17 protein-coding genes are annotated in these 17,355 nt (G+C 37.2%); 7 read left to right on the top strand and 10 right to left on the bottom strand.

Annotation, left to right across the window (positions count from 1 at the left end):
• Positions 1 to 72 precede the first annotated feature (72 nt).
• Entirely contained in the window at positions 73 to 1,425 is a 1,353-nt protein-coding gene (purB, locus tag H3R33_RS03535; RefSeq protein ID WP_198185322.1) for an adenylosuccinate lyase, read from the bottom strand.
• A gap of 124 nt (positions 1,426 to 1,549) precedes the next feature.
• Here purB and H3R33_RS03530 point away from each other — a divergent pair, with 124 nt between their 5' ends.
• The 3 genes from H3R33_RS03530 to H3R33_RS03520 are packed head-to-tail and all read left to right on the top strand — an operon-like array spanning position 1,550 to position 4,693.
• On the top strand, positions 1,550 to 2,149 hold the full coding sequence (locus tag H3R33_RS03530) for a YjbE family putative metal transport protein (RefSeq protein ID WP_198185321.1): 600 nt from the start codon (positions 1,550 to 1,552) through the stop codon (positions 2,147 to 2,149).
• A gap of 26 nt (positions 2,150 to 2,175) precedes the next feature.
• Positions 2,176 to 4,149 carry a lytic transglycosylase domain-containing protein gene (locus H3R33_RS03525; protein WP_198185320.1) on the top strand — a complete coding sequence of 658 codons (1,974 nt, stop codon included), beginning with the start codon at positions 2,176 to 2,178 and terminating at the stop codon, positions 4,147 to 4,149.
• A 34-nt stretch (positions 4,150 to 4,183) separates the two neighbouring features.
• Positions 4,184 to 4,693, top strand: coding sequence for a CinA family protein (locus H3R33_RS03520; protein WP_198185319.1), 510 nt, complete (start codon positions 4,184 to 4,186; stop codon positions 4,691 to 4,693).
• A gap of 64 nt (positions 4,694 to 4,757) precedes the next feature.
• Here H3R33_RS03520 and H3R33_RS03515 read toward each other — a convergent pair whose 3' ends face one another.
• The 8 genes from H3R33_RS03515 to H3R33_RS03480 form a co-directional block, all read right to left on the bottom strand.
• Positions 4,758 to 5,204 carry a hypothetical protein gene (locus H3R33_RS03515; RefSeq protein WP_198185318.1) on the bottom strand — a complete coding sequence of 149 codons (447 nt, stop codon included), beginning with the start codon at positions 5,202 to 5,204 and terminating at the stop codon, positions 4,758 to 4,760.
• Between the two features lie 187 nt (positions 5,205 to 5,391).
• Complete coding sequence (locus H3R33_RS03510) at positions 5,392 to 5,826, bottom strand: type II toxin-antitoxin system RatA family toxin (RefSeq protein ID WP_110438018.1); 435 nt, start codon at positions 5,824 to 5,826, stop codon at positions 5,392 to 5,394.
• A 40-nt stretch (positions 5,827 to 5,866) separates the two neighbouring features.
• The gene (lipA, locus tag H3R33_RS03505; protein ID WP_198185317.1) at positions 5,867 to 6,802 is read right to left on the bottom strand and encodes a lipoyl synthase; all 936 of its coding nucleotides are present in this window, start codon (positions 6,800 to 6,802) and stop codon (positions 5,867 to 5,869) included.
• A 56-nt stretch (positions 6,803 to 6,858) separates the two neighbouring features.
• Complete coding sequence (gene trpC, locus H3R33_RS03500; RefSeq protein WP_122123602.1) at positions 6,859 to 7,716, bottom strand: indole-3-glycerol phosphate synthase TrpC; 858 nt, start codon at positions 7,714 to 7,716, stop codon at positions 6,859 to 6,861.
• 12 nt (positions 7,717 to 7,728) lie between these two features.
• The gene (trpD, locus tag H3R33_RS03495) at positions 7,729 to 8,805 is read right to left on the bottom strand and encodes an anthranilate phosphoribosyltransferase (RefSeq protein ID WP_155565479.1); all 1,077 of its coding nucleotides are present in this window, start codon (positions 8,803 to 8,805) and stop codon (positions 7,729 to 7,731) included.
• A gap of 2 nt (positions 8,806 to 8,807) precedes the next feature.
• Positions 8,808 to 9,410 (bottom strand): aminodeoxychorismate/anthranilate synthase component II, encoded by a 603-nt coding sequence (locus H3R33_RS03490; RefSeq protein ID WP_198185316.1) that lies wholly within the window; start codon positions 9,408 to 9,410, stop codon positions 8,808 to 8,810.
• 39 nt (positions 9,411 to 9,449) lie between these two features.
• A complete protein-coding gene (gene trpE / locus H3R33_RS03485) occupies positions 9,450 to 10,961 on the bottom strand; it encodes an anthranilate synthase component I (protein WP_198185315.1) in 1,512 nt (503 codons plus the stop codon).
• A gap of 21 nt (positions 10,962 to 10,982) precedes the next feature.
• Positions 10,983 to 12,905, bottom strand: a complete 1,923-nt coding sequence (locus tag H3R33_RS03480) for a peptidylprolyl isomerase (RefSeq protein WP_198185314.1) — start codon at positions 12,903 to 12,905, stop codon at positions 10,983 to 10,985.
• Between the two features lie 210 nt (positions 12,906 to 13,115).
• Between H3R33_RS03480 and tpiA the strand changes: the two genes are divergently transcribed.
• The 4 genes from tpiA to kdsA are packed head-to-tail and all read left to right on the top strand — an operon-like array spanning position 13,116 to position 16,726.
• Positions 13,116 to 13,871 carry a triose-phosphate isomerase gene (gene tpiA / locus H3R33_RS03475; RefSeq protein WP_155565482.1) on the top strand — a complete coding sequence of 252 codons (756 nt, stop codon included), beginning with the start codon at positions 13,116 to 13,118 and terminating at the stop codon, positions 13,869 to 13,871.
• A gap of 40 nt (positions 13,872 to 13,911) precedes the next feature.
• Positions 13,912 to 14,205, top strand: coding sequence for a preprotein translocase subunit SecG (gene secG, locus H3R33_RS03470; protein WP_155580432.1), 294 nt, complete (start codon positions 13,912 to 13,914; stop codon positions 14,203 to 14,205).
• A gap of 56 nt (positions 14,206 to 14,261) precedes the next feature.
• On the top strand, positions 14,262 to 15,893 hold the full coding sequence (locus H3R33_RS03465; protein WP_198185313.1) for a CTP synthase: 1,632 nt from the start codon (positions 14,262 to 14,264) through the stop codon (positions 15,891 to 15,893).
• Complete coding sequence (gene kdsA / locus H3R33_RS03460; protein ID WP_198185312.1) at positions 15,890 to 16,726, top strand: 3-deoxy-8-phosphooctulonate synthase; 837 nt, start codon at positions 15,890 to 15,892, stop codon at positions 16,724 to 16,726. Before H3R33_RS03465 ends, kdsA begins: the two co-directional genes overlap by 4 nt.
• Here kdsA and H3R33_RS03455 read toward each other — a convergent pair.
• The gene (locus H3R33_RS03455; RefSeq protein WP_196424853.1) at positions 16,707 to 17,183 is read right to left on the bottom strand and encodes a DUF3429 domain-containing protein; all 477 of its coding nucleotides are present in this window, start codon (positions 17,181 to 17,183) and stop codon (positions 16,707 to 16,709) included. The genes kdsA and H3R33_RS03455 overlap by 20 nt on opposite strands.
• Positions 17,184 to 17,355 lie beyond the last annotated feature (172 nt).

Raw genomic sequence — 17,355 nt, 5'->3', positions numbered from 1 at the left:
AATATTATATGAACTTAAATCTATAATATTGCGAGAATTACTGGATTTACAAGCTCTTTTATTCAAGAATGTTTATTCTGGTATAGGCCCGGTTTCACCAAAAACATTCGCATAAATATAATCAAGATTTTTTGTATGCATACTGCCATCCATGGCTTTATCCAGAACCTCAGGACTGATTTTCCCCATGATTTCTGGATCATTTTCCAGATTTTCCCTGAATGTTTTTCCATCTGCTGTATTCAATTTTGTCCAGGTAGCCATGGCACACCGTTGAACGATACGATAGGCCGCCTCTCGTGATAAACCTGCCTTGGCCAATACCAGCAATACCTCACCAGAATGAACAACACCTCCAAGACTTTCAAGATTTGCCTTCATTTGGTCAGGATAAACAACCAGTTTTTCCATAACTCCTGCCAATCTATTCAAGGCAAAATCAAGAGTTACGGTTCCATCAGGACAAATCATTCTTTCCACTGAAGAATGACTGATATCTCTTTCATGCCACAATGCTACATTTTCAAGTGCTGGTATAACATGTGATCTTACAATTCTTGCCAATCCTGTTAAATTTTCTGATAAAACGGGATTGCGTTTATGAGGCATTGCGGAAGACCCTTTTTGATCAGGATGGAAATATTCTTCCGCCTCACGCACTTCAGAGCGTTGCAAATGTCTTATCTCGATTGCTAGACGTTCAATAGAACTTGCAATAATAGCCAAGGTTGAAAAAAAGGCAGCATGCCGATCTCGAGGAATAACCTGTGTTGACACGAGTTCCTTTTGCAGTCCCAAATGTTCGGCGACATAAGCCTCGATCCGTGGATCAATATGCGCATAGGTACCGACGGCACCAGATATGGCGCAAATGGCAATTTCCTTACGGGCAACGGTCAAACGTTCCTTGTTCCGTTTAAACTCCGCATAATATCCAGCCAATTTCAAACCAAAGGTTAGTGGTTCGGCATGTATCCCATGACTTCGACCAATGGTCATGGTATATTTATGGTCATAAGCCTGCTTCTTTAAAGCTTCAAGAACTCGGTCAAGATCTTTTATCAAAAGGTCAGCAGCTTGTGTCAACTGAACAGAGAGACATGTATCCAACACATCAGAAGATGTCATTCCCAAGTGAACAAAACGACTATCCTCCCCTATTTTTCCTGCCAACCATGTTAAAAAAGCGATAACATCATGACGAACCTTGGCTTCGATTGCATCAATAGCCTGGACATCCTCTTTATTGAATGTGGCCATTGCGTGATCCCCATTCTGTCGAATTTTTTTTGCTGAATCCGCCGGGATATACCCATAATTCGACATTGCTTCACAAGCCAAAGCTTCAATTTCAAACCAAATACGATAACGATTCTCAGCATCCCATATAGAAGTCATTTCAGGACGGCTATAACGTGGAATCATTCTCTGGTTTCCTTTCTTCTTTCCGATAGCTTAAAAAAAGTTTATATCATAGATTTTATATAATTCGTCCAGCCTTATTTTGAATAAAATTAAGTTAAATCATCATGAAAGTAATTAATTCCCGATGCTTGATTATATCCTTTCCATTTTTATCGGTCTTATTCGGATAATCCTGCTTGATATAACGCTTGCAGCAGATAATGCCATCGCAATCGGTCTGGCGGTGAATGGATTACCCGAAAGTCAGAAAAAAAAAGCAATATTCTGGGGATTGGGAGCGGCCGCAATTATCCGGATAATGTTTGCTCTTGTTGTACAGTATCTCCTAAAGATCCCCGGACTGAATTTGATCGGTGGTTTCCTTCTTTTATGGGTCTGCTGGGAAATAGTTGATGGAATAAGAAATTCCAATCATGATAAACACAATATCACCCCACCGATTCATAATACTTTAAAAAAATCCATAAGAAGTATCATTATTGCAGATATTTCAATGAGTCTCGATAATATTTTAGGTGTTGCAGGTGCTGCAGGAAACAATTTATGGTTAATGGCGGGAGGAATTTTCCTGTCCGTTACTTTGATGGGAATGGCAGCTTCCTATATCGCAAAATTATTGAACCGTTATAAATGGCTTGCATGGATCGGTGCATTGGTTATTTTAAGTGTTGCTATCGAACTTATCTATAAAGGTGGTGTGCAGCTATACAATCTATTGGGTTAAATTTTAGACTTATAAGGATAATTTTAATGAGTTTTTTGATTAATAACAAAAATAAAATACCTTTCATTTCAATTTTAACTTTTATATCCTTATCATCTATTGGCTGCAGCCAGAGTCATTCAGTGCAAACAAGATCCAGTCATGTCTCTCCTTCACAAAAACTGGCCGTTTCTTTATCTCACGAAACCGGCAAAAATCTCAAAATAAACGATAAGCTCAATCTATACTTACAATTACTTCAGACAAATGACTTTTCAGCAACAACCTATGCTGATTTCATAACCAACAATCCGACATGGCCCAATCAAAATGTTCTCTTAGATCGTATGCAAAAGCAACTTTTGAATGAGACAGATAAAAATGCCATTTCAAACATTTGTAAAACCCAACCCATAAAAAAGGCATCTGCTCTTAAATTTTGTGCACAACAAACTGAGGTTAGACCTGAATTAATTCAAAAAGCTCGATCAGCATGGATATTCTCCATCAATTTACCTGCTGATGAACAAGATATTTTATCTGCTTATAAACAATATTTCACCAAACAAGACAATTGGAACCGATTTGATAGGCTGGAAAACGCGGGTTTAACACTTGCAGCGTCCCGTCAGGTTAAGTATCTTACCTCAGAACAAAGCAATTTGGCTTTGGCACGTCTTGCGTTTAGAAAAAAACAACAAGATGCGGAAAATTATCTAAGTAAACTTTCAAAATCCGATTTAAATGATACAAGTCTAATATACAATCGTCTAAGATGGTTACGTTTACAGAACCGCCAAGAAAAAGCCTTGAAATATTGGCGGTTTACTGGATTAAATGAAGAATTGAAATCAAACCAAAAACGTTTTTGGTTTGAGCGAAACAATCTTATTCGTGACTTTTTGAAAAATAATAATATTAAACAGGCGGCTTCATTAATTACGGATGCCAGTTGCAATCCATCCTCATGTCAACAAGATGAAATATTCTTGGGGGGGTGGATACAATTAAGAAAACTGAATAATGCTTTGAAATCAATAGATTATTTTAAAAAATTAATTCAATCCAATAACATATCAATCAAGTCTCGTGGATATTATTGGCTTGGACGTGCCTATCAAGCAAATAATAATAACAATGAGGCAAATCAGGCATGGAGGGCGGCCTCTAAATATCCGGTTACATTCTATGGACAACTTTCCATTGCTCAACTACACCATTTGAATGTTCAGAATTTACTATTAAATCCAAATTCCCTACAAAAAATTCTTCAAACATATCTTACCAATATCAAGGAAGCTTCCTCTTCCAATTCTCAATATATTTTTTTTAAAAACAATGAGTTAATACAAGCGGCTCAAATTTTGATTGAACAGGGTGATTATAATCATGCCCGTCCTTTTTTAGCAGCCTATAACAAATTACATTTTGATATTGCAAATCAGATCATTAGTGCAAATTATGCCAATCAGATACATTTACCGGACAATGCTGTAACCATATCTCGTCAAGCTGCAGCAAAAGGTTATATATTTTTGAAAAATGGCTGGCCAAGACCTTATGAATCACTTGCAAACGAAAGGTTACCTTCGGGTTTATCCTTGGCAATTATGCGCCAAGAAAGTAGCTTTAATCCAGTTATTGTTAGTCGTGCCCATGCATATGGTCTTATGCAGCTTCTTCCCTCAACCGCTCGTGAATTGTGTCATCAGAAAAAAATACCCCTTAATATGGGTAACCCTGGCAATCTTATTGTTGCTGACAACAATATTCGTTTGGGTACCGCCTATCTAGCAAAACTGATGGAAAGATTTGATAATAATCTCGTTTTCACAATCGCGAGTTATAACGCTGGACCCAACCGTGTGAAAAACTGGTTAAATTCATCAGAAAATAATTCAGTACAAACTTATACTGATATGATAGATTGGATTGAAATGATTCCATATACAGAAACAAGAAATTATGTTCAGCATGTAATGGAAAATATAATGATTTACCAAACCAATATAAATAAATAGAGCCTCTTAGTTTATCAATAAAGGGAATTTGTTTATGAATATGACATTATTGAAAAATAAATGTGATAAGCTTTGTCAGGATATCGCTTTGCTATCACAAAAATTTCCTTTAAAAATTGTCACAGCTGAAAGTTGTACAGCTGGCCTGATTTGTTCTAGTCTCACCAATTTAGCGGGTTCTTCGCACTATATTGAGGGTGGACTGATCACCTACTCCAATGAAATGAAAAAAAATATTCTGGACGTTTCAGAAAACAGCCTAAACCAATTTGGTGCAGTCAGTGAACAAGTTGCCAGAGAAATGGTTCATGGAGCATTAAAAAAAACACCCAATGCCAATTGTGCTGTTTCAGTAACGGGTATTGCAGGTCCAGATGGTGGTTCTTTTAATAAACCTGTAGGATTGGTCTGGATAGCATTTAAACAATCAGGTCATCAGTCTGTTGTACAAAAAAACAATTTTTACGGTAATCGAGATGAAATTCGATTTCAGGCCACCATAAACGCTTTGGTATTAATTAAAAAACATTTTACTTGGGTATAGATTTTTTATTTCTTATCAGCAGATCATTTTAAAAGATCTGCTGATAAACCAATTTTATATAGAATTAATTTGCAGGAGGCATATTATTTGGATTGACTGCACCCTGCGCATTCGCGGGTCCAACAGGTGCCCCCATTGTAGGAGGTGCCGAAGCGTTAATTGGTCCATTTACAGAGGGAGAGGACTGCATAGGAGGTTGTCCCACAACAGGTGTTGAGGGTTGTTGACCCGCTGGACTTTGTGGAGCAAGTACACCAGTGTTGGGATCACGATTTACTGATTGTGCAGTCTGCAAGCTACGGGCATTCAAATCACGCGTGGCTTGATTTTGGCTGTCTTTATCTTGATTATAGGCAGAATGATGATGTCTCGATTTATGAGACTTACCATGTCTTACTTTATGATTGGCAACATGAGAAGCATGATGAACATGCGTTGCCGCCATTGTTGTAGCAGGTAAAGCAAAGGCAAAAGCAGCAGCCATTAGAGATAATTTAAATGTAGAATTCATGATTCTATCCTTTAATATATATAATCAACATTTTAATTTTTATTTTTAGTTAATAAAAATCAGTTCATGTTTATTTGTGTTATTAGTCACAGTTTCATTATACTTTATTATCATTTAAATAGCTACAATCAGGAAAGTAAATAATCCCTCATTATGGGCTTAAACTGGCATCCATAATAAAAAATTATTATGCTGTTGCATAGATATCATCGGCACGCTTGATAAAAGCGGAAACCATTTTTTGGACCGCTTCATGAAAGATCAATCCCATAGCTTTTTGCATTAGCTTTGACTTGAACTCGAAATCGACAAAAAAATCAATTGTGCATCCTTTTTCATCGGGTAGGAAAACCCAATGATTACTTAAATATTTCAAGGGACCCCGATCATAGGTCACTTCAATCTTATCAGGACGATATAACTCAACACGACTACCAAAAACCTCGGTAAAAGGTCCAAAACCGACTTTTAAATCAGCGAGTAAAAGTTCACTATCCTTATATCGAATATACGCTCCGTTACACCAAGGCAAAAATTCTGGGTATAAATCAACCGCGGCAACCAGATCAAACATTTGTTCGGGTGTATGGTTAATTAAACGTTGTTCGGTATGCGTAGGCATCAATCATCACTCCAGAATATTTTGTTATATACACAACAGCTTAATGCAATGCATACCGTTTACGTTTCAACACCGTAAAATCCGCATCGGCATGATAGGATGAACGTGTTAAAGGAGAAGCGCTTACCATTAAGAAACCTTTTGATTTAGCCAATTTTTCCAATTCTTTAAATTCATCAGGATGAATATATTCCACAACAGGTGCATGTTTGGAAGAGGGTTGTAAATATTGACCCAATGTTAAAAAATCTACCTCAGCACATCTTAAATCATCCATAACTTGAATGATTTCTTCCTTTGTTTCTCCCAGACCAAGCATTAACCCCGATTTTGTGAATATGGACGGATTCAGTATTTTTGCCTCATGCAAAATTCGCATTGATTGAAAATAACGGGCGCCTGAACGAATGGATGGATATAAACGTGGAACTGTTTCCATATTATGGTTGAAAACATCGGGTTTGGCTGCGCTGATAACAGCCATCGCCCCATCTTTTCTGAGAAAATCAGGTGTCAGCACCTCAATTGTAACAGTTGAAGAAATATTTCTTATAGCCTTGATAACATTTGCAAAATGGGAGGCCCCACCATCTTTTAAATCATCACGATCAACAGATGTAATTACAACATGACGCAATTTTAATTTTTGAACCATATCAGCAATTTTTGATGGTTCATCATGATCAATTGGATCAGGTTTTCCCGTTGCAACATTACAGAACTTACATGCTCTTGTGCAAATACTTCCCAAAATCATTACTGTTGCGTGACCCTCTGACCAGCATTCACCAATATTTGGACAAGCAGCCTCTGCACAAACGGTATTTAGTTGATAACTCTGAAGCAAGGTATCCGTTTCATTAAAACTGGAACTATGTTTAATCCTTGTTTTAATCCACGCCGGTTTAGGAAGTTTCGCAATATTCTCACCAGATAAAACTGTCTGATGACGAACTACAATACGTTTTACAGTCATTTTAGATCATATTCCCGATTGTAAAAAACAGATACGCAAAACAACATAAAACAATTTTATTTAATTCCTAATAGATTTCTGGCCGCTGCCCCTGCATTTTTTTGTGATAATAGGCTTTCACCCACCAATACTGCACCAGCTCCAACTTTCTGGACAGCCTGAATATCCTCAAACGTTTTTAATCCACTTTCTGAAACAATAATACGGTCAGGAGGAACCAATGGAGCAAGATGTTGAGTTATCGATATATCCGTTTTCAGAGTTTTCAAATTTCTATTATTGATGCCAATAAGAGAAACATCCAATGCCAGCGCCCTGTTCAATTCTTCCCTGTCATGTACTTCTACAAGCACATCCAGCTCCAAACATGTAGCCAATTCCAGTAAGGCGGCCGCTTCCTTATCTTTTAGTGCGGCCATGATCAATAAGATGCAATCTGCTTCAATCACGCGACTTTCGTAAACTTGATAAGGTTCAAGAATAAAATCTTTACGTAGAACAGGAAGGGAACAAGCATCTCTTGCAATTTTTAGATCCTCATTATTTCCATGAAAATATGCATTTTCTGTCAAAACGGATAAACAACAAGCTCCTGCATTTTCATATTGAACCGCGATCATCGCCGGATCATAGTCAGGACGAATAATTCCTGCAGATGGAGACGCTTTTTTACATTCAGCAATTAATCCAATCTGTTTTTTTGCCACCTGGTCTTTTATTATTTTAGCAAAACCGCGAGTTGGCGTATTTTTATTTTTTGCTTCTCGAATAATATCCTTGAAGGATTTTATTTCCGCCCTTTTTGCAACTTCGGCTCTTGTTCTTGCACAAATTCGCTCCAATACATCAGAAGGATGATTTTCAGATTGCAAAATGGCATTCAAAACGGAATTGGATTTTTCTTCGTCATTCATGATATTGTCTAATTAAAAATGGTTTTCATTTTGTATGGCCCGAAGAACTGATAAAGCCTTACCGCTATCGATCGCTTCAGACGCTTGGTTTATAAGTCTCTTCAAGATACAAGGATCAATTTCACCATGTGAATTTATCAAAGAATAACCTTTTACAATATGTAGCGCAATAGCGGTATTTATCAAGACTGTATCACGATAGGCACCTTTTTCACCATAAAGAAGATCCAGCAATGCCTTCGCATTTTCGGAAGGTGTTCCACCCTGTATCTCTGTAAGTGGGGTATGTCTCAGACCGGCCGCTTCCATAGTGGACAATGTTAAATCAACCGGTACAATCCTGTTATTTTCCAGGGCCAGTATCGTTGATGGTCCTGCCAACGTAATTTCATCAACACCGTGTTCGGATTTATTGGGATCAATAAACCCATGAACAGCCCATACCCGTTTTGAACCCAGTTTTTGCAAGACCTTGATTAGAGGATACAACCATTTTTCATGATATACCCCAATCATTTGATATGAAACATTTGCAGGATTGGATAAAGGACCCAGTAAATTAAATATAGTCCGAATTCCAAGTTCTTTACGTACGATATTAATTTCTTTAAGAGCCGGATGATGAATAAAGGCCGATAAAAAAGCCAATTTATTATCACGCAAATTATTTTCAATAACTTCAAAATCATCCTCTGGCATAATACCCAGAGCAGATAGTACATCAACACCACCACTTTTGGATGACTGTGCCCGATTTCCATGTTTGGCAACCGGTATTCCAAGAGCGGCCAGAACAAAACTGACAGCAGTAGAAATATTCAAAGTGCTGCGTCCATCTCCGCCTGTTCCACATACATCAATTGTTTCATCATCAATCAGTTTTATGGACAGCATGCGTTGACGCATTGATTGAACAGCCCCTAAAAGCTCTTCAACCGTTTCACCCCGCATTCGTAATATTATTAAAAAAGCCGCTATTTGAGCATTTGGAACATTACCAGAAAATATATGTTCGAAAATTTCATAGGACTTTTCCGTAGAAAACTTTTGTCCTTGTAAGGCTTGTTGTAAAATATGTGTAAAAGACAAAGTTAAATCCTGTTTTTCAATGACTTTTTTTCATTCCATTCATTTGATAAAAAAAGGAAATTTTTCAATAAATCATGACCTTGTTCAGAAGCAATGCTTTCTGGATGAAATTGCACACCATATAAAGGAAATCTTTTATGTTGCAAAGCCATTAATATATGATCGTCGGTGAATGCCGTTAAATTAAAATCATCAGGGAGACTTTCCGTTTCAATAATTAAAGAATGATAACGAGTTACCTTTAGGGGATTGTGCAAATTCTTAAATATTCCCCTTCCATCATGTTTGATTTTAGAAATTTTTCCATGCATGGGATTTGTCTTGATAATTTTGGCTCCAAATGCCTGCCCAATAGCCTGATGTCCAAGACAAACACCCAAAATGGGGATTCTTGATGCGGCACTTTTAATCAATTCACAACATATCCCTGCATCAGAAGGTGTACAAGGGCCAGGTGAGATAACAATTGCCTCGGGTTTTAATGATATGGCTTCACTTACAGAGATTGAATCATTTCTGTAAACCTGACAGTCACATCCCAAATCACCAAGATATTGGACGAGATTATATGTAAAACTGTCATAATTATCGATAAGTAAAATCATGATTTCTTCGAATTCCAAAAATTTGATTAAAGCATATGATTAATTTGCTTTTTTAGAAAAATTCTTGTTGGTAAACGTATAACGCCAAGCCTCTTCAGCGGCACGAAATAATGCTTTTGCCTTATGTTTTGTCTCTTGGTATTCTGCTTCCGGATCGCTGTCAGCAACCACCCCACACCCTGCTTGAACATACATATGCTGATCTTTAATGAGAGCTGTTCGCAATCCTATACAGGTATCCATACTTCCATCCGCTCCAAAATAGCCAATACATCCTGCATAGGTTGTTCTGCGTGTTGGTTCTACCTCATCAAGAATTTCCATCGCTCTTATTTTGGGTGCTCCCGTTAATGTTCCAGCTGGAAAACCGGCAATCAAAGCATCCAGAGCGGTTAGCCCTTTACGCAATTTACCTTCAACATTTGATGAAATATGCATTACATGGCTAAATCGTTCAATAACAAATTTTTCTGTTACTTTTACACTTCCAATTTCACTGACACGCCCAACATCATTCCGACCCAAATCAATCAGCATAAGATGTTCGGCCAATTCTTTTTTATCAGCCAATAATTCTTTTTCTAACTTGAGGTCTTCTTCATAACTTTTACCTCTTGGACGAGTACCCGCCAAGGGGCGAACCGTTACTTTTCCACCTCTCAACCTGACAAGAATCTCAGGTGACGAGCCAACCAGGGCAAAATTTTCAAGTTGAAGACAAAACAAGAAAGGTGCCGGATTGATTCGTCTTAACGCACGATATAATGATACTGGTGATAAAGCAAAAGGAACAGAAAAGCGTTGACTGGGGACAACCTGAAAGACATCACCATCATAAATATATTTTTTGATATTTTGAACAATATCCCTAAACTGATCTTTGGTTAATGTTGATTGCGGTTTTGGTAATGTTAATGGATTGATATTCGAAGTTTTTTGCTCTAAAGGAAAAGGCTCAGCCAATGCTTCTTGAATTTTTTGCAAGTTTTTTTTTGCCTGAAATTCTGTTTTGTCTGACGTATCCCTTAGAGGTGCCGCCAAAATCAGTTCGTCCTTAACAGCATCAAAAATTGCAAAAACAGAAGGTCTGATCATGATTCCTTCAGGCAAATGAAGATCATTGGCCGGAGGATTGGGCAGATCTTCCATCTGTCTGACCATATCATATCCCAAATATCCAAAGATCCCACCAACCATGGGTGGAATATCCATATCAATTTCTAATTGGCTTTCAGAAATCAATGCACGCAGAGATTCCAGAGGCTTTTTATTTTCCTTAATGTAATTTTCCGCATTGTCTGATGGATTTCGATTAATATAGGCAATTCCATCTATAGATTTCCATATCAAATCGGGAAATAAACCGATAATGGAATAACGTGCTTTGTTTATTCCTCCTTGCACGCTTTCCAGCAAAAAAATATTGGTCAGATTCTTTCCAACCAATTCGGATAATCTTAAAAAAGCAGCAACAGGGGTCAGTAAATCAGCTGATTTAATTGAATATATTACTGTTTTTTGTTGATTAATCTGAAAATCTTCATTCAACACGAAATCTTAATCCCTTTTGAGTTAATGGCTCAGCTGATCAATTAACGCGTCAAGCGCTTTTTTATTGATTGTGGGTTTACTTGATTGTTCTAATGATATTGCATAACTAGCCTCAATATCGTTTTGTAAAGACTGAGCTAATTTATCTTTCAAAATTTGGTAGTTGTCCTGATCATTTTTCGATTGCGGTGTTTCAATCAAATTCAAACTTGCCACCACAAAACCATCATTTGATTCAATCATAGTGACATCCCCAAGTTTCATTGAAAAAGCTGCATTCTGCAATACTGGCGATAGATTCTGGGCTGGCTTTTGTCTAGTAAATCCCTGACTTAACTGTAAGGGAAAACCTGACTTTATTTCTTCAAGTTTCTTTTTCTGAACAAAAACAGCTTTATATATGTCTGTAGCGGCAATATTTGCCTGATGATAAATATCTGCATTTTGCCAGGCTTTTATAACCTTGTTTTTTGCTTTATCATAAGGTTCCTCATGAGCAGGCAATATATCCTCAATTAAAAATGCATAATATGAATTATTTCCGCCATCTATCACAGAAGGATAGGTATTTTTGGCAGTTGAGAAAATTTTGGTCAACATATTCTGTCTGAATTTTCCACTTGCTGGTATAGGTGCCTGTTCTCCATTAAGGGTCAATCCCTGTTCATTAATTGTTCCTTCCACTGCATCAGCACCTATATCAGATGTAATTTTATCAAGACTACTTCCTTCTGCCAAAATGTTCTGTAATTTGGAAACACGACTTCCCAATTCCTGTTTGGCTTGTTCATTTGCAATTTCAACTTTCAATTGTGATTTGGCCTGTTCAAAACTAACAATTTTGGAAGGTAGTATCCGGGTTACTTTAACTACCGACCAACCTAAAGTTGTTTTGAATGGTTCTGTCACTGTTTCAGGATTTGCATTAAAAACCTCATTACCCAGTTCGGGCAAAGGAATTGCCGTTTTTTCTAAACCTGTCATTTCCAAAGCCGTTCCTTGATTATTATGCGCATACTCCTGTATTTTTTCCCAGTTGTTTTGATGACGCCAATATACAGATGCTGTCTGCGCCTGACTTTGCTGGTTAAAAGTCAAGACTTGAAAACTTCTGGCTTCAGAATGAACAAATTGCTTTTTCTTGTATTCATAGGCTTGATGTAAACTTTTATCATCAATCTCCAGACTTTTAGCTATTGTGTCAGGCGATAGAATGACAATTTTTACCCTTCTATATTCAGGGATTTTAAATTCCCATAAATGATTGTCATAATAACGCTTCAATATTTCTTCCTTTGGCGTTTCTCCTGAATGAAAATGACTATATGGCACTGAAACAAAAGATAATTTTCGCGTCTGATTCAAAAATTGATAATAGGGCTGCACAAAACTATCAGAAACTTTAACCCCCGATACAATTGGATCAATCATGTTTTGAATGGATATTTGATCCCGAACCATGGAAAGAAAATATTTTTCGGATATATTTGCCGCTTTTAACTGCAAATTGAATTTTTCACGATCAAATTTTCCATCTGTTTGATATTCAGGCATATTCCAGATTGTATCTCTAATCACCGTATCAGGCACATTAAGCCCCAATGAATGAGCGTTATTAATCAAAATATTTTGCAAAATCAGCTGCTGCAACGTTTGATTAATTGTCATATTTTTAACTATGGGTGGAATTTGGGAAATATCCGAATATCCCTCTTTCATAGCCTCTTGGTATATTTGCTTTTGGGAAAGGTTATCCAATTCCATTACAGAAATTTTTCTATCACCAACCTTGGCAACAACATTAGGATCACCATTAAGGCCATTGTTCCAGACATTCATGAATATGTCACTGACGCCCCATCCAACAAATACAATAAATATGAGTGCGACGAGAATTCGCCCAAACCAGGAATCAATAAATAAATGCCTTAACCGAGATAACATGTGATATAATCCAACCGCGTTATTTTAATTGATAATGAATCATTCTATAATTGATAAGACCAAACTGATCCACAAAAACATTTGAAAATATTATTCATAAACAGCTTTAAAAAACATCCTTTCATAACATATCCACATTATATACTATAAGCTTTATATCTTATCTATCCTGATTATCAAACATTACCTTATTCAAAGGAGTATATTAAAATGAGCAGCCCGATTATTATTGGTAATTGGAAAATGAACGGATTAACCCAAGAGGCAAAACATATTGTTTCAACTTTGCTTACCTATGCAACAAATCATCAGAATTTTGCAAAGACAGTCGTGTGCCCACCGTTCACCCAATTACAACTTGTTAAAGAAATGATCGAAAGCAGCCCTTTTGGACTTGGTGCTCAGGATTGCCATTTTGAAGATAAAGGTGCACATACAGGTGATATTTCCCCTGCCATGTTACAGGATATTGGAGTGAAATACGTTGTTTTGGGTCATTCTGAGCGGAGAAAAGATCATCAGGAGAGTAATCAACTGGTTTTAAAAAAAACAATCGCAGCACAAAACAAAGGGCTATTACCTGTTGTATGTATCGGTGAAACCAAACAAGAGCGAGAAACAAACCAACAAGAAAAAATTGTAGAGGCACAGTTAAAAGCTTCCCTCCCTCAAAATTTTAATGGGTTAGTCGCTTATGAACCTATTTGGGCCATTGGTACCGGATTAACTGCCAATAATGATCAGATTTCTGAAATGATTCAATTCATTCGCAAAAAACTTGTTGCTCAATATGGAGAAAATGGTAAAAAAATATCTATATTATATGGGGGTTCTGTAAAACCTGGTAATGTTAGGGATATTTATGCCACTCCTGAACTGGGCGGTGTTCTAGTTGGAGGCGTTAGCATTGTTCCTGATGATTTCATAAAATTAATTGACATAGCTCAAGAATTTATTAGGTCTTAATCATTATTATCCCTATCGATTGTGAAAGTATATATACACCATGATGACTGCTCTATTAATTTTGCATATAATCGTAACCTTTGCACTGATCGGAATTGTTTTAATTCAAAGAAGTGAAGGTGGAGGATTAGGTATTGGAACCAGTCAAGGCATGGGGGCATTTATGACCGGTCGAGGAACAACCAATCTTTTGACTCGCACTACAGCGATTCTTGCAGCAATTTTTATGATCTTATGCATTACAATGGCTGTTATGAACAAGGGGGCTTCGACCAAAACAAATGATATACTTGCACAACCAGTGCCCAATGAAAAAAACATTCCCCAAAAATAGTTTTTCCCTTAATTACTTCAACTCTTATAAAAGCTACTCCGTGTAAAGAAAGCTGCATGACACGATATATATTCATTACTGGTGGTGTTGTATCCTCATTAGGCAAAGGCATTGCCTCTGCCGCTTTGGCAAGTTTATTGCAATCTCGTGGTTATTCTGTCCGACTGAGAAAACTTGATCCCTATTTGAATGTGGATCCGGGAACCATGAGCCCTTACCAACATGGGGAAGTGTTTGTTACGGATGATGGAGCTGAAACCGACCTGGATTTGGGGCATTACGAACGTTTTACAGGAGTCAATGCAACTAAAAATGATAATGCAACGACCGGTCGTATATATTCTGATGTAATCATGCGCGAAAGACGTGGAGACTATCTAGGCGCAACCGTTCAGGTAATTCCCCATATTACTAATGCAATCAAGTCCGTTATCCTGAACAATTCTGGAGATGTGGATTTCATGTTGGTTGAAATTGGGGGAACAGTCGGTGATATTGAAAGTCTGCCTTTTCTTGAAGCCATACGACAATTAAAAAATGAACTCGGAACAGATCATACATTATTCATTCATCTCACTCTTGTACCATGGATTGCTTCTGCGGGTGAGCTTAAGACAAAACCTACCCAGCATTCTGTCAAAGAATTGCAGAATGTTGGAATACAACCCCAAATTTTATTATGTCGTTGCGATCGCCCTATTCCCAAAAATGAACGACAAAAAATTGCGAATTTTTGTAATGTAAAACCTGAAGCTGTCGTCCCCGCCTTAAACGTTGACACTATTTATGACTGTCCAATTGCCTATCATCAAGAAGGGCTTGATACGGAAGTATTGAAACATTTCAATTTACCATATCAAACTGAACCTGATTTGAGCAAATGGCAGGAAATTGTCGATGCCATTCGTCATCCTCGTTCAGAGGTTAATGTTGCAATCGTGGGTAAATATACTGCCTTGCTCGATAGTTACAAATCCCTCATTGAAGCGTTAATTCACGGTGGAATTGCCAATAAGGTTAAAGTCAACTTTCAATGGATTGAAGCCCAAAAACTTGAAACAATGGATAATCTTTCCGGATTTTTTGAAAATGCAAATGCCATTCTGGTTCCGGGTGGATTTGGTGAACGTGGCAGCGAAGGCAAAATCAAGGCCATACAATATGCAAGGGAGCAAAATATCCCTTTCCTTGGTATTTGCTTTGGAATGCAAATGGCGGTTATTGAATGTGCCCGTAATCTGGCAAATCTTACAAATGCTTCCTCTTCTGAATTTGGTCCAACGGATGAACCCCTTATTGGTATTTTAACAGAATGGATTGATGCTGATCAGGTCAAACATCGATATTCAGGAAATAATATGGGTGGCACAATGCGTTTGGGATCTTATCAAGCTGTTTTGACCCCAAATTCAAAAGTTGCCGAAATCTATGGAGATGTCAAGATTCAAGAGCGGCATCGTCATCGTTATGAAGTTAACATTCATTACAAAGATCAACTTGAAAAAACCGGCCTTAGATTTTCAGGACTTTCTCCGGATGGTGTTTTGCCAGAAATCGTAGAATATACCGACCATCCCTGGTTTATTGCAGTACAGTATCATCCCGAACTCAAATCCAAGCCATTTTCACCTCATCCTCTTTTTTCAAGCTTTATTAAAGCTGCAACAGAACAGGCCATTCCAAAATGATTCTGAATAAATCAGTCAATGTTCAATCCCTGACACTTGCAAATAATTTGCCTTTCATATTAATTGCGGGTCCTTGTCAAATTGAATCTCTAGATCATGCACTTGAAACGGCTGGTATTTTAAAAAATATTTGTCAGGAATTAAATATTGGACTGGTTTATAAAAGTTCTTTTGATAAAGCTAATCGCACCAGTATTGAAACGAAAAGAGGGCCAGGAATGGATAAGGGTCTATCCATTCTTGAAGAGGTAAAGTCAAAGTTGAAAATTCCTGTTTTGACTGATATTCATCTACCAGAACAATGTGCGGAAGTCGCATCAGTTGTAGATATATTACAAATACCTGCTTTTTTATGCAGACAAACGGATTTGTTGATAGCTGCGGCGAAAACTGGAAAAGTTGTCAACGTCAAAAAAGGTCAGTTTCTTGCACCATGGGACATGAAAAATGTAGCCCAAAAAATAGCATCTACAGGCAATGAAAATATTTTGCTATGCGATCGTGGCACATCTTTTGGATATAACACGCTGGTTAGCGATATGCGGGGATTGCCTATAATGGCGCAAACAGGTTATCCAGTTATATATGACGCCACCCATTCTGTTCAGCAACCCGGTGGATTGGGAGGATCATCAGGTGGTCAGAGAAAATTTGTTCCATATTTATCCAGAGCCGCTGTTGCTGTGGGAGTTGCAGGTCTGTTTATTGAAACGCATGAGAATCCAGATCAGGCCCCGAGCGATGGACCAAACATGTTACATTTAAAAGATGTTGCCCCATTAATGAAAACCTTGATTAAAATTGATCAAATTGTTAAATCAGACGGGCAATAAAAACGCTTATCAAACAAACTTCAATCATGATTGTCAATATCCAGCGAATTGAATAATATCCACCTGGCAACTCGCTGGAAAGATAAATTTTTTTCTCATAAGAGAATAATAGCATATAACTTGATATCAAAAGAAAAATTGCGATCAGATCATATTTATAAATTGTCAGTACAATTGTTATTTCACCTATAATGCAGGGTGATATGGCCAGCAACATTCTTTTTTTATTTATTTCCTCACTCTCTGATTGCAAATAGAGAATTGGTTTTTGCATTGCAAGTATCCAGTTTATTCCCCCAGTGAAAGACAAAAGAATTACTGCATAACTGACAAAAGAAATTATCAATTTTTGAATTGAAACAGAAGCAGGATAAAATAGAATGAAAATTGTCATTAAGAACAAGGGTAAAGGCGACAGTATTCCTGTAATAAAAAATATAAAGGGAATACGATTCATAGATTTCTCCATAATGATCAATTATTTTTTTTAAAATTAGCTGAATATTGTAAATAGCTGGCAATTTGACCATTTCTTGATTATACTTGGTAATGTTTAACAAAATGTCCAATATTCTTGGCATTTTACTAAGTTATCAATCTAGTTAAATAGATTTGGAAATACAAATTTT

This window comes from Commensalibacter sp. B14384M2, assembly GCF_016101865.1.
In the GTDB taxonomy this organism is placed as follows: Bacteria; Pseudomonadota; Alphaproteobacteria; order Acetobacterales; family Acetobacteraceae; genus Commensalibacter; species Commensalibacter melissae.
The sequence above is the reverse complement of the archived record's forward strand: the minus strand, read 5'-3'. Positions and strand labels throughout refer to the sequence as shown.